This window comes from SAR202 cluster bacterium, from assembly GCA_016872355.1.
In the GTDB taxonomy this organism is placed as follows: domain Bacteria; phylum Chloroflexota; class Dehalococcoidia; order Lucifugimonadales; family VGZY01; genus VGZY01.
In genome coordinates this window covers 1-13,491 of sequence record VGZY01000080.1, presented here as the reverse complement: position 1 = coordinate 13,491, position 13,491 = coordinate 1, and the positions used below count along the sequence as shown (strand labels likewise).

At 63.1% G+C, this 13,491-nt stretch carries 12 protein-coding genes; 4 read left to right on the top strand and 8 right to left on the bottom strand.

Translation table 11 applies throughout. The features are described 5' to 3' along the window. Positions 1-216: 216 nt before the first annotated feature. From FJ319_12875 to FJ319_12850, 6 genes are all read right to left on the bottom strand, one after another. Positions 217-855 (bottom strand): hypothetical protein, encoded by a 639-nt coding sequence (locus tag FJ319_12875; GenBank protein MBM3935169.1) that lies wholly within the window; start codon positions 853-855, stop codon positions 217-219. Beyond that, complete coding sequence (locus tag FJ319_12870) at positions 776-2,017, bottom strand: CCA tRNA nucleotidyltransferase (GenBank protein ID MBM3935168.1); 1,242 nt, start codon at positions 2,015-2,017, stop codon at positions 776-778. The genes FJ319_12875 and FJ319_12870 overlap by 80 nt, the downstream gene beginning before the upstream one ends. Positions 2,018-2,200: 183 nt before the next feature. After that, on the bottom strand, positions 2,201-2,971 hold the full coding sequence (locus FJ319_12865) for a hypothetical protein (protein ID MBM3935167.1): 771 nt from the start codon (positions 2,969-2,971) through the stop codon (positions 2,201-2,203). Further along, positions 2,971-3,411: an OsmC family protein gene (locus FJ319_12860; GenBank protein ID MBM3935166.1), complete on the bottom strand. Its 441-nt coding sequence runs from the start codon at positions 3,409-3,411 to the stop codon at positions 2,971-2,973. Before FJ319_12860 ends, FJ319_12865 begins: the two co-directional genes overlap by 1 nt. 9 nt (positions 3,412-3,420) lie before the next feature. Further along, positions 3,421-4,677 (bottom strand): MFS transporter, encoded by a 1,257-nt coding sequence (locus tag FJ319_12855; GenBank protein MBM3935165.1) that lies wholly within the window; start codon positions 4,675-4,677, stop codon positions 3,421-3,423. 148 nt (positions 4,678-4,825) lie between these two features. Then, complete coding sequence (locus FJ319_12850; GenBank protein ID MBM3935164.1) at positions 4,826-5,581, bottom strand: tetratricopeptide repeat protein; 756 nt, start codon at positions 5,579-5,581, stop codon at positions 4,826-4,828. Positions 5,582-5,707: 126 nt separating this feature from the next. Here FJ319_12850 and FJ319_12845 point away from each other — a divergent pair, with 126 nt between their 5' ends. Continuing rightward, positions 5,708-7,390, top strand: coding sequence for an arginine--tRNA ligase (locus FJ319_12845; protein MBM3935163.1), 1,683 nt, complete (start codon positions 5,708-5,710; stop codon positions 7,388-7,390). Between the two features lie 23 nt (positions 7,391-7,413). Here FJ319_12845 and FJ319_12840 read toward each other — a convergent pair whose 3' ends face one another. Beyond that, entirely contained in the window at positions 7,414-7,926 is a 513-nt protein-coding gene (locus FJ319_12840) for a gamma carbonic anhydrase family protein (GenBank protein MBM3935162.1), read from the bottom strand. 103 nt (positions 7,927-8,029) lie between these two features. Here FJ319_12840 and FJ319_12835 point away from each other — a divergent pair, with 103 nt between their 5' ends. Beyond that, positions 8,030-8,725, top strand: a complete 696-nt coding sequence (locus tag FJ319_12835) for a tetratricopeptide repeat protein (GenBank protein MBM3935161.1) — start codon at positions 8,030-8,032, stop codon at positions 8,723-8,725. On the opposite strand, the gene FJ319_12830 is transcribed toward FJ319_12835, so the two are convergent. Continuing rightward, positions 8,670-9,941 carry a DUF2851 family protein gene (locus FJ319_12830; GenBank protein ID MBM3935160.1) on the bottom strand — a complete coding sequence of 424 codons (1,272 nt, stop codon included), beginning with the start codon at positions 9,939-9,941 and terminating at the stop codon, positions 8,670-8,672. The two genes, FJ319_12835 and FJ319_12830, sit on opposite strands and share 56 nt — an antisense overlap. A gap of 521 nt (positions 9,942-10,462) precedes the next feature. Between FJ319_12830 and FJ319_12825 the strand changes: the two genes are divergently transcribed. After that, positions 10,463-12,937 carry a hypothetical protein gene (locus tag FJ319_12825; GenBank protein MBM3935159.1) on the top strand — a complete coding sequence of 825 codons (2,475 nt, stop codon included), beginning with the start codon at positions 10,463-10,465 and terminating at the stop codon, positions 12,935-12,937. Positions 12,938-13,267: 330 nt separating this feature from the next. After that, positions 13,268-13,491, top strand: a 224-nt coding sequence (locus tag FJ319_12820) for a hypothetical protein (GenBank protein MBM3935158.1), incomplete at its 3' end; no start/stop codon positions are given.

Below are 13,491 nucleotides of genomic sequence, written 5' to 3'. Positions count from 1 at the left end.
CTGATCGGCCTGCCGCGCTATCTCACATTTTATACATCAGCCAGTCTCTTTTTATCTTACAAGGCCGTTAGACCGAGATTCGCATGCTCGGAAATCGAATTAGTTGATGCAGGTGGGTCTGAGACCCGCCCCTACCGAAATGGTGTCGCCGGCCTCTGTCGTGACGGATATCGTGGCGTCCTGCGTGTTTCCTGGATCCATGTGTCCCAGCCCGTCTCACGTCAGAAGGAACAGGGTGACCTGGGTGGAGGCGTAAATGGCGACGAGTAGCCACGCCCCCAGTGACAGGCCGGCGATGCGCCGCGTGATAAGGCCGCGTAGAGGGGTGGTCCAGAGGGCGATGGCGCCATACATAAGGAGGACCCCAAGGACCGAGAAGACTTTGTGCGGAGACGCGTCCTCAAGGATCAGGCCCGGGGTGTACCAGAACTCGTCGAGGCCGAGAATTACCACGTTGAAGAGATTGCTGCCGAGGATATTCCCCAGCGCCAGGTCGGGAGCGCCCATTCGCACGGCGACAATTGTGACGACAACCTCCGGGAGCGACGTCGTGGCGGCGACGAAGAGCGAGCCGACGAAGGACTCGCCAAGGCCGGTCTCTTCGGCGAGCCTGCCGGCGACCATGGGCAGGAACACCGCGGCGGCCACAACGATCCCCGCATAGAGCGCGTATCGCAGCCTGACGGAGCGGGTCGCTTTTTCGGCGGGAGTCTCTACAGAGGCAGACTCCGCCTTTTCGGCCCTGAGCAGCATTCGGGTCCAGTCAGTCGGAATATTACGCGCCCGGCAGCCTGGCGCGCAAGAAGGCGATCTCTTCATCGCGGGAGCGCAAATGGCCGTCCAGCCGGGCGACATGCAACTCACGGAGCAGCCTGCCCACCATTGGCCCCTCTGGGACGCCCAGGGAAAGAAGGTCGTCGCCGGTCAGTGACGGGCGGATGGCGCGCAGCCTGCTGAGATAGTCCAGGAGCCTCCCCTGCACCAAAGCGTCCCCGGCGACGAGGGCGCAGACTTCGACGGCGGCGGGATCCATTCCGCGCAGGGCGAACACGAGGTCGCTCCCCTTGAGGGACGGCTCTGCAAGCTGCGGGTAACGCGACTTGACGGCATGCACGTCCCGGACCGCCTTGATTCCTTCGGCGTCCGGGCGCAGACGGTCCAGAAGCGCTTCCACCCTGCCCGGGGCCACCGCATAGGCCAGGAGCGCCAACATGCGCGCGTCCCGCTGGGGCCCCGGCTCCGCTGCGGCTTTGCCGGCAGACGCCAGCGTGGCCGCGTCAACAATCCATTCGGGAAGCACGGCGCGGAATGCTCCCCAGGCCTCCAGCATCGCCAGGATTTCGCTCACCTCCGGCTCACGGAAGATGCGAACCAGCTCGTGTCGGACGCGGTCTCCGCTGATGGCGCCAAGGTGATGCATGTCGCGCGCCAGCCACGCGGCGGTTGCACCGTCCAGCCTGAAGCCAAGTCGGCCGGCGTATCGCGCGGCGCGGAGGATGCGGGTTGCGTCGTCCGCGAAGCTCCTGCCGTGCAGGGCGCGCACCGTGCCGCTCTTAATGTCCTCGAACCCGTGGTGCGGGTCGAAGAGGTCACCCCACGTTCCTTGTGAGAGCGATACGGCGATTGCGTTGATGGAGAAGTCGCGGCGCGCCGCGTCCTCTTCCAGCGTGCCGGGAAAGACTTCCGGCAGCGCGCCGGGGTGAGGGTAGGTCTCCCTGCGCGCAATGGCAAGGTCCACCAGAAGGCCCTCGATTTCCAATTTCGCCGTGCCGAACTCCGTGCGCGCGGTTACGCTCCCGCCGGTACCTGCGGCGATGGCGTCCGGCAGGTCGGGGCCCCCGCCGTGATACATGACATCCAGGTCCAGGTGAGGCACGCCGAGAATGGCATCGCGCGACGCCCCGCCGACAAGGTAGGCGCGCGCGCCGTTTCGGCCGGCGGCGTCCGCGATGCGCCGGAGAATGGCGACGTGAGCGGGGTCGAAGTGAAGCTGGAGCTGGTGGGCGACGTTGGGCATGGGAATAGGGTAAAGGGTAAAGGGTGACGGGTAAAGGGGAAGAGGGTGTTGGGTGTTGGGTGTTGGGTGTTGGGTGTTGGGTGTTGGGAATGAGGATGGGGAGGCATGACTGTGGCGTCAATGGGCGGATTTTGTAGGGGCGCCCCGATGAATCGGGGCGCCCCTACGAAGACTGGACGGGCCCTAACCCTTGAGCGACTTTTCGGCGCGGGAGGCTTTCTCCAGGAAATTCTTTGCGCCGGACTCCACCCATGGGGTCCAGGGGACGGCGAAGAATTTTACCCCTTTCTTGATGTATGTCTCCACATTGGAATCGACAACGAGCGCGCCCGCGATGCGGCCGGCGTCCCGGATCATCTTGTATCCGCGGTCAGCCGCCGCGAGGACCTCCGGGTGGTTGTTCTGGCCGATGTAGCCCATACTCTGGGCCAGGTCGCCGTTAGCTATGAAAAAGACGTCGATGTTATCGACCTTCAGGATCTCCGGGAGGTTGTTGAGGCCGACGATATCCTCTATCAGGATACAGAGCAGTGTCTCGTCGTTCGCTTTCTGGAAGTAGTCCTTCACACCGAGACCCTGGCGGCTCGTGTACATGCCGCGCAGGCCGATTGGCTTGAACTTGGCGGCGTGGACGAAGTCCTTCGCCTCCTGGGCCGTGTTTACGTGGGGAATGACGATCGACTGCGCGCCCATGTCCAGCGTGCGGTAGACCCAGCCGTAGTCGTTCAGGTTCACGCGGACGACCGAGGAGATGCCCCACACGTCGCACGCGCGCGTCATGTTCTGGATGTCTTCGAAGCTGCCGGGGCCGTGCTCGGTCTCGATCCATGCCCCGTCGAATCCGAACTGGGCCAGGAACTCGATCAGCTCGGGGTTCATGTACCCCATCGCTATGAAGGCGCACTCACCGTTGTGGATCTTGTGCTTGGCGCGGTTCTTCCGAAGCTCAGCCATCAGGTGCTCTCCTCTTTGATAATTCGCACAGTGTCCGATATTTCCGGGCGCGCGTCCAGAGTGCGGTGGACAGGGCACCTGCGAGCGATCTCCTGGATGCGGGCGCGCTGCTCCTCGGTGAGATCACCCTTCAACTGGATGTCCAGGGCGATCGTCTCGCGGTTGGGCGGGACGGCCGGGTCTTGGGGGCGCGGCACAATCGGGATGCGCTCGTGTGTGGCGTGAACGGTCACCGCCTCGAGAGGCCAGCCCTTGCGGCGGGCGTACATCTGAATGGTGATGGAGGTGCAGGAAGCGAGCGCGGCGACAAGGAGCTCCGTGGGGCTGGAACCGGCGTCGTCGCCGCCCTTGTCCATCGGCTCATCAGCGACGAGCGTGTGGGACGAGGTTGTGACCTGCTGGCGGTAGTGGGTTGTACTGCGGACTGTAACCGATGCCATGGACCCGCCCTAGCCCTTGCCTTTAGCCATGACGCAGCTCTGGGGGAGCGACCGAAGGCGGACCAGGGCGAGGATGCCGATCACGGCCAGGACGCCAAGTGCGGAGAAGCCGAAGGCCCATCTGTCTTCTTCGTTAACCAGGTCCAGCAGGCCGCCGAACATGATGGGGCCGATGAAGCCGCTCATGACGCCGACGAAGGCCTGGAGGGCCATTGCGGAGCCGAGCTGCGTGGGGTTGGACACCTCCGTGATACCCGTGGAGTAGATGGCGGAATCGGCGGCGACCGACCACCCGAGGATGACCGCGACGCCGACGATCATGATCCACGGCATGCTGCCCAGCCAGCCGATGGCGAGGAAGCAGACGACGGAGAGCGAGAATATGGTCATGGCGGAGACGGCGCGACCGAACCTGTCGGATATGGCTCCGCCCATAAGCGGGCCAATGGAGCCGACCGTGAGGGCGAAGCCGCCGACCGTCGCGCCGGTTACGGCCGCCTCTGTAAGGGATGCGCCCCCGGCTATCTGAACGCCGGTCAGGAAGACGGGCAGCCATGCGCGCACTGTGTAAAGGTTGAGCGCGTGGATAGAGTAGCCCGCGATCAGGTAGCGAATGGAGGCCACCTTGAGCACCCCAACGTTAAGCAGGCCACGGGCGCCGCTGCCGTTGTGGGAAACGTTGGACCTTGACATGAGCACAATCGCGAGCGGGAGGCTGATAGCGGAGAGGACGGCTATGTAGAGGTAGGCGTCCCTCCATGCCATGCTGGCCATCAAGATGCCGGTTATCGCCAGCGATAGGCTATTGGCGGCGTACTGGAAGGTAACGTATAGCCCGACGGCCGACCCGCGGCCGCTGCCTTTGAAGCGCTCCGAAATGATCCTGAGGCCCGGCATGTAGACGCCGAGGAAGCCGATGCCTGTCAGGGCGCGGAGGATGATGGCGACGACGAAGTTGCCCGCGACGATGGGGAAGAGGACCTGGGTGGCGACGGAAAGGACCACAGCGCCGATGAGTATGCGCTTGGGGCCGAGCCGGTCACTCAGGGGGATGATGAACAGCGCGGCGACGGCGTACGCGGCGAGGTATGAGGAGAATACGGCGCCGGCCTGGGTGTTGGTGAGGCCCCACTCTTCCTTAATGAAGGGCGCGGCGGCGACGAAGCTGGAGATGGGCATGAGCATGGCGAACTGCATGAACGACATGGACACAAGCCACAGTGCGTCCTGCCTCCGGATGCCGCCGATGATCGGTAACTTTCTCACTTCCGCTTCCGAGCGCGCCAAATAGGCCTTCCTCGACCAGCCGGCCCCTGTCGCCGGGAAATAAATGTGTAATTATAGGCGCCGATTGCGGCAAGTCAATCAGTCCCACGATGCTGTGGGGGTGAAATGCGCCGCTCCCGGCCCGCGGCTACCTGGGCTCGGCCTGCTGGAGGGCGAGCAGGAGGCGGCGCGCGGCGGCGCGGGTCTCGTCGTCCCGGGCAAGGGCGATGACCTTCTCAAGGTCGAGGGCCGCCCGGGAACGGTCGCCGATGGCGGCGTACGCCTGTGCACGTTCGACGTAGTAGTCCGTGTTCTCCGGGTCCAGGGCGATGACCTCCGTAAGGTCGTCTATCGCCGCCTCGATGTCTCCCGCCCTTACGAAGAGTGTCGCCCTCCGGTAGTAAGCTTCCTTGAGGCGGGGGTCCAGCTCAATGGCCCTGGTTAAGTTCAGGAGGGCGCTCTGGTCGTTGGGCATCCCCTCATACGCCATTCCACGGTAACTGTAGGCGACGGCGAGGTCCGGCTTGAGCGCGATGGCCCGATTGAGGTCCAGGATGGCGCTTTGAAAGTTGTTGTGGACGTAGAAAATATAGCCGCGCCCGGCGTAGGCTTCAGCGTAGCCGGGGTCAAGGCGGACGGCGTCGGAGTAAGCGTCCCCGGCCGCGCGCATACTCCCCTGCCGCTGGAGCTCTGCACCGCGCAGGTAGCTCTCGACGGCCTGCTCTTCCGCCGTTGGGCCGCTCTTGCAACCCGTCGCGAAGAGCGCAAGAGACATCGCCACCAGGAGCAGAATGGCCTCCGGCCCGGACGAGGCAGCTTTCAGAAGTTTGCGACGATACATGGCGTCCAATGTTAAGTAAAGTGCAAGATAGTCCATTGTACGGCCATGGAGTGAACACATCAATCGCCCTCGCCCGCCGGACGGTGGCGCATTCGGGTCCGACTCCGATATCAGGGGCGGGTTACTACTCCCCTATTTGCTATATTGGGTGTAACATTTTTCACAATCCACAACAGATGCGAGACGAGAATGGCAATCCACCACGAAATTTCGGCGATAATCCGGCAGGCCCTGGACGAGGCGGTCAAGAAGGGCCTGTTGCCGGAAGCGCCCGTCGACCGGATCACGCTCGAGCGGCCCCAGAACGCCGAGCACGGGGACATTGCCACCAGCACGCCGATGAAGCTGGCAAAGCCGCTGCGCATGAACCCGATGAAGATCGCGGAAACTCTTGCGCCGCTTATAGGCACGGACGGCCCCGTGAGCAAGGCATGGGCGGCGCGCCCTGGGTTCCTCAACATGGCGCTCAATCCGGCGTGGACGGCATCCCAGGTGGACACCATCCGCGCGGCGGGCTCGGATTACGGCAGGGTAGACGCCGGCGCAGGGGTGAGGATGCAGGTGGAGTTTGTGAGCGGCAACCCGACCGGACCGCTGCACGTTGGCCACGCGCGGGGCGCTGTGTTCGGGAGCGCGCTCTGCAGCGTCATGGAGGCCGCTGGTTACGACATCCAGCGCGAGTACTACATCAACGACTCAGGCAACCAGTGGGAGCTGTTCATGAAGAGCCTGTGGGCGCGCTACCTGCAGGTGTGCGGGCGGGAGGCTGAAGTGCCGGAGAACGGGTACCGCGGGGGGTATGTCACGGAACTTGCGAGGGCGATTGGCGAAAAGCACGGCGAAGGGTTTCTCAGCATGCCCGAGGCGCAGGCGATGGAAAAGGTGGGGATGCTGGGGATGCAGATGAACATTGAGTCCATCCGGGCCGATCTGGACAGCCTTCGCGTGACGTTCGACAACTGGTTCAGCGAGCGGTCGCTCTACACCGGCGGCCAGTTCAAGAAGATCATGGCGGTGCTGGAGGAGCGCGGCTACCTATCCGAACACGACGGGGCGACCTGGTTCACCTCCCCCGCGCTGATGGACGAGGACAATAAGAATAAGGAGAACGTGCTGGTCCGCAACACGGGCCACCCAACCTATTTTGCATCCGACATCGCGTACCACTACAACAAGTTCTTTGAGCGCAAGTTCGAGAAGGTGATCGATATCTGGGGCGCCGACCACCACGGCCACGTACCGCGGGTGAAGGCTTCCGCGGCGGCGATCGGCGCGCCGAATAAGGCGCTCACCGTGCTCATAACGCAGCTGGTGACGCTCAAGCGCGGGAACGAGGTGGTGCGGGTGTCCAAGCGGACGGGCGACATGATCACCCTTCACGAACTCGTGGAAGAAGTGGGCGCGGACGCGTGCCGGTTCGTGTTCCTTTCGCGGTCGGCGGACAGCCAGATGGAGTTCGACCTGGAGCTTGCCAAGAAGCAGTCGGCAGAGAACCCAGTCTACTACGTGCAGTATGCCCACGCGAGAATTGCGGGCATTCTCCGCCTGGCCGCTGAGCGCGGCATAGACTACTCGGACGGCGACCTTTCCCTGCTGGCGCACGAGGCCGAGCAGGCCCTCATCAAGAAGATGCTCTCGCTGCCGGAGCTCATCGAGATGATGGCGCGGAACCTGGAGCCGCACCATTTGCCGCACTTCGCGATGGACCTGGCAACGGCGTTCCACTGGTTCTACCAGCAGTGCCGCGTCGTCTCAAGCGAGCCCGGGGACCTGCCGTACACGAAGGCGCGCCTGAAGCTCGTGGACGCCGCAAAGACAGTCCTGGCCCGCTGCCTGGGGCTCATGAGCATGAGCGCGCCGGAGGAAATGTAAGCCAGAACAGCACCTAACACCCTTCACTCGAGGTTTCCCTGCTTCTTGTAGCGCTTCGTTTTCTCTATGTAGCTTTCGCATGTGTGGCGGATGAGTTCCATGTGGCGATCTTCTACCTGCGACTTTACGCGGGCCGGGATGCCCACCACCATTGAGCGCGCCGGTATATCCATTCGCTCAATGACCATGGCGCCGGATGCAATAAGGCTGTCCGCGCCTATGACAACTCCGTCGTTGACGGTCGAGCCGCTGCCGATGAGCGTGCGGTCCCCTACCCTGGCGGCGTGGCAGAGCACGCGATGGCCAATTACGACCATGTCCCCGATAAGCACATCGGCGTCACCGTGGACAACCGAGTTGTCCTGGATACAGGTGAACTTGCCGATGGTAATCTTACCCATATCGGCGCGGATGACCGTCCCCGGCCATACGCTGGAGCCCTCGCCAATTTCAACGTCTCCTATCAGGTAGGCCGTCTCGCTAACGAACGCCGTGGGATGGACCCTCGGGCTTTTTCCTTCAAGGCTGCGCAGCATTGCACTCTCCCTCTCAGAGTAACCATTAACCGGATTCCGGCGTTGTGATATTCTACAGTCACGTTGCGGAACGTGGTGACCGCCCCCATTCGCGCGGAGGAATATGAAAGTTCAAGCCAGGCTCACCCTGCTCCCGGCGATTTTCGTCATCGCGCTGGCCTTTGTAGCGTGCACGTCGACGCCGGAGCCGACGCCCGAGCCACCCTCCCCCACCCCGACTCCCGAGGCGACGGCGACGCCCGAGGCAACCCCGACACCTTCCGAAACACCCGTTCCCACGCCGACGTCACGCCCTCCGGACGTTCTGTTCAACTTCACCCAGGGTGTCGCCCTGCTCCAGGCGGGCCAGTACAAGGAGTCGATCCCCCAGTTCGATATTGTTACGCGTGTTGAGCCGAACTTTGCGAACAGCTACTTCTACAGGGGAATCGCATACTACCACGAGAACATCAACGACCAGGCGATGGAGGACTTCGACGCCGCGATCGAGCTGAACCCGAAGTACGTAGAGGCCTACCACGGGCGCGGCCTGCTTTATTACAGGCTCAACAACCGGCAGAAGTCCCTGGAAGACTTCAACAAGGCGATCGAGCTTGACGCGGAGTTCGCCGACGCATACCGGAACCGAGGAGTGCTCTACCTCAATAGCGGGGTGACGGTGCCGGGGCTGGCCGACCTGGAGAAGGCGGCCCAGCTCTACGAGGCCAGCGGCGAATTCCAGCGCGCGCAGGAAGTGATGGCGATCATATCGGGGCCGCCCCAGGTGACGCCAACGCCTGTCCGGCCCGTCCTGCCATAGCGCCGGACGCGACGTATCCCCTGTAAAGATGAATCAGCCCCTGGGCCCGCCGGGCAGTCTTGACTTCGACGGGACCCAATCGCCGTTCCACAATTACCCTGGCCTCACGGGTGATCTCATTTTCCGCCGGCGCCGGGAAACCCCTGTATGCAGCGATGGCCTTGGCCTGCAGCCCGGCATCCCTCCGCAATGAGCCCATCGTGTGGGCGAAGGGCAATGCAACGTTTACGGCTGACTCTGCCGCCTTCCCTGCGCCTATCCAAGGCTCCGCCTGCAGTGAGGCGCGAACGGACGCTGGGGCGCCTGAGACGGCAGCCTGCAAAATCGTCTCTGCAAAGCCTGACTTGAATGACCGGTCTACCACGCACGCCACGCCCACCAGTCTTCTCGCCGGGTGGTTCGCCGGGCGTACGAGGAAGGTGTGCCACGCATCGTCGCGCATAGCCCTTGACCGAGGCAGGAAGGGCGCTATGCCGGCCAACCTTCGGACCAGGGAGGGGTCTTCGACCCGGTGCATAAGGCCGGCCGTTTTCAGGAGAAGCGATTGCGCCGCCAACAGTCGTGTCTCCGCCGGCTCCGCCGCCAAGGTGGACAGGAGACGATAGTTCGCTCTGGCTGAGAGGTCACCGAAGGCCTTGCGGTTTCCGGCGAATCCCATGCTGTCCATGAAAGCCGCGTAGGCAGCCTGGTCCTGACCGAGGCGCTCGATATCTCCTGCAAGGCCTTTGCTCCTGGCCAGGAAACGGGCGTCGCCCGCTGCGTCCAGAACGGCTGCCGGACCGCCTGCGACCGTGCCGGCGGGCGCCGGACCCGTCCCGGCGGGACCTATTGTTGTGAGGGATGAAATGAGTGCTACGGGCGCCGTGGTGCCTGAGCTGTGCGCGGTGGACGACCGGCGCGATTGGTGGAATACGAGGTGAAGAACGACGCCGTTGTATGAAGGGTCCCGGTGGTGACCGTGTCTCCGCCAGCCGTCCTCATCCAGGTGGACCTCCACATCGCCTTCGATTCTCTCACCGGCCTCATTCACAAGAACGCAGTCCCGGAAGTCCGGCCCCGCCTTGCTGCTTGGCCTGCCGGCATAGACAACCTTCAGTCGCGCGCCATCCTCGGTGACTATCCAGGCCGGCACCGAGCCGGCGTTGGCCCACAGCCGCGCGACCGCCTTCTCTTGCGGATCATGCCTTGCGCCGTTGCCGGTGACTACGCCTGTCAATTCGGATACTCCATGCTGATGCCTTTCCGCATCTTAGCACGCGGGCCGCCTGGTGAGAACAGGTGAGCCGCGCGTACCTTACCGCGAATGCATCGGGCAACTATGTGCAATTGACATTTGGACTGCACATTGATATGGTGCCGTCGTCTGTTTAGTTTCTTCCGTAGCCATTCTTACAATTGTACGGACATTTCGGCGAGATCAGGACTGGGCATGACGCCACCGGTGCGAAGAATGAGCGCCGGAACGGACCGTTCCGGCGCCTGTGGACGGTCCTCACCTTCGTTTTCGGAAATTGTGCTCCCTTCTGAAATCCGACTGGGTAGGACATCCGTAGTATCTGTACAGGCCACGCGGAAGCGGTGTGCTTGTACCCTTTCTACGCCCGGTACCGGTCCCCCAAATCGGGCTGCGAATACAGGGCCGCGCTACATGAGTGAACTACTGATTGGCCCAGAGTGTGCGAAAGGAGGCTAGCGCGCAGCAGAACCGTGGGCTTTAGCGTTAATTGGACCGCCTGAATGCAACTCAAGCAAGGAGATGACCCAATGTCGAGCAGACGAGTCCTGGTCCTCATGACCCTTGTCCTTTCCGCTTCCATGTTCGCGCTCATAGCATGCGCGGGCGATGAAGCGCAGGAGCCCCAGGCCCCCGCGCCCGCGGCCCCGGCCGCGACGGCAATTACGTCCAACGCTCCCACAACACCTCAGAAGCCCGCGGCGCCCCAGCCCGCTGCCCCGGCCATGCCCGCCGCTCAGCCCGCGGCGCCGGAACAGGCGCAGGCCGCGCCGGACGGCTTCTCGAAGCCCCCGCCGCAGCGCACCAAAGGCACCCAGCCCGCGGCGTCCGCGCCCGGCTTCAAGTACGTGGCCGCCCGCGCCACGCCCGACAGCGTGTTCGTGGACGCCGACTACTACCAGGGTCCAATCCCGACCCAGTTCAAGGAGTCCCCGATGTCCGCCGCCCTCGTGAAGGCGGGCAAGATCCTGCCCCTCGAGCAGCGCCTGCCCGTCCGCGAGGACGTGAAGATCTATCCTCCTTCGGATGAGATCGGCGTGTACGGCGGCGTCATGCGCTACACGGACACAGGCCTGATCGCAGTCGATGGTATTTTCAGCACTTCCGGCGGACTTAGCCTGGACCCGACGGGCCAGTACATGATCCCGAGCGCATTCAAGGACTTCCAAGCATCCGCCGACGGCCGCACCTATACCTTCACCCTCCGCAAGGGCGCAAGGTGGTCGGACGGCTATCCCGTCACAATGGAAAACCACAGGTTCGCCATCGAGGACCTGACACTAAACAAGGAGCTCATGCCCGGCCTGCCGGCGGACCTCCTCTCGCCGATCACGGGCAAGGACTTCAAGTTCAAGGTCATCGACGAGTGGAATTTTCAGATTTCGTTCGACGATCCCCAGTTCTCGTTCTCGCCTTCCTCGGCCGTGACGGTCTATTCCGGCCAGAGGGGCTGCCCGCGCTGCTTCATCTCGCCGTCGCACGTCTTCAAGCGCTACCACACCAAGTACAACGCCGCCGAGATCCCGGCGCTGCTGACAAAGCACAACCAGCCCGACTGGGTCCGCCTCTTCACCTTCGTCCGCAACGTTCGCGCCTTCTCCGGCATCCCCTCGACGACGATCCCGACGACGTACGACCCGAACTACATCTACAAAGGCGATCACTACATCCCCTGGCGCGGCTCATGGATCACAAAGTCCTATTCTCCCGGCCGCAACATCTTCGAGCGCAACCACTACTTCTTCGGGGTTGACCCCGAGGGCAACCAGCTCCCGTACCTGGACGGAGTTGAGCAATTCGTGGTCGAGAGCCGCGACGTGGCCGTCTTCAGGATGATGGCCGGCGAGGCGGACTTCAACCGCAACGCCCTCGACCTGTCCGAGCTGCCGCTGTACCTGGCGAACATGGACAAGGGCGACTACACGGTCATGAAGTACCCGGCCCTTGACGGCGGCGACACGATTATCGGCATCAGCCAGGAGGTCCAGAACGACATGGAGGTCGGCGCCCTGCTGAGGACGTACGACTTCCGCCTGGCGCTCTCAAAGGCCTGGAACCGCGTGAGCGCCAACGAGTCGCTTGCCGCCGGCCTTGCAGTGCCGCAGAACATCGCGCCGCATCCCAGCACGCCTTACGCGCCGGATGACAAGGTCCGGTACCTGAATATCCAGCGCGACGTGGCCGGCGCGAAGGCGCTCCTGGCCAAGCTGGGCTACAAGGACGCAAACGACGACGGCTACCTGGACCGCAAGGACGGCGGCGGACGCCTGCGCCTCCACATGGAGTCCTACGGCCCGTACCTGCCGTACATTCAGCTCCTGCAGGGCGACCTGAGGGAAGTCGGCATCGAGCTGACCTTTAAGGAAAACAGCACAACGTTTGCCTCACAAAACAGGATTATCAACCCCACGCTGTACTATGAGTGGTCCACCCACACAGAGGGCGGCGTGAACCCGTGGTCGTCCGGCAACCAGCGATTCATCCCGATCGCCACTCACCAGGGCTTCCCCGGCGCCGGAACGTACTTCAGCACCCGCGGCGAGCAGGGCGTAGCGCCCACCGGCCCCGACCCGAAGTGGAAGGACGCGTACGGGACCATGGCCCCCGCTGGCACGTACCCTGCGGACATCTCAGGCTATGCCAAGACGATGCAGAACATGTACGTCGAGGGACAGGTCATCGGCACATTCAGCCCGCGCAGGATCGAGCTCGGCAAGGCGCTGTTCCGCACCAACGCGGAGCTCCAGATGCATGTGAACGGCCTTGCGTACTCAGGCATCCTGCGCGCGCTGCGCACCAAGCGCAACAACCTGCGCAACGTGCCGAGGAACGGCACGACGGGCAACAGCCCGAGTCACGATATGCTGTACTTCGAGGACGGCATCGACAACCTGAACAACCCGGGCAACCGGTCCAAGAAGTACAAGAGCGTCAGCTTCCTTGACGCCGCATACTGGAACCCGGTCCTGGGCCAGTAAGCCACTGATGCAGGCGTTCAAGGGACGCCTTAGTTGATTGAAAGGCCCGCTTGGCGATTCCGCCGGGCGGGCCTTTTGTCTTCCCTGGCCAAGACTCATGCTGCCGCATATTTCACCTGAATAAAGCATGTGCGCCTGTTTTCGCTGTATTTCGCAATGAGCCTGACTGACTCCGTTGCCTGTATTGCATTCTTAGGCGCTTTTGTGATATAGAAGTAGTGCGCAATAAACTGACACCACTGTTCACTTGGTCAAAGAGGGCATAAACGGCAATCGGATGGCGACCCGCAGGGTAGACACACTCCCACACCACACTAGGAGTATAATACGATGCTGTTGAGAAGAAGCCTGTTCCTGGTCCTCGTACCGCTCGCATTATCCCTGGCGATGCTGATTGCCATCGCGTGCGGAGGCGCGAAGGACGAAGACGACACCGCCACGGCCGGCCCTCCAGGACAGCCCACGCCAACAGGGGTCGCACAAGCGGCGCCAACTTCCCCGGCGGCGGCGGCGCCAGGCAAGTACGTGGCCGCTCGGGCCACGACCGAATCCGT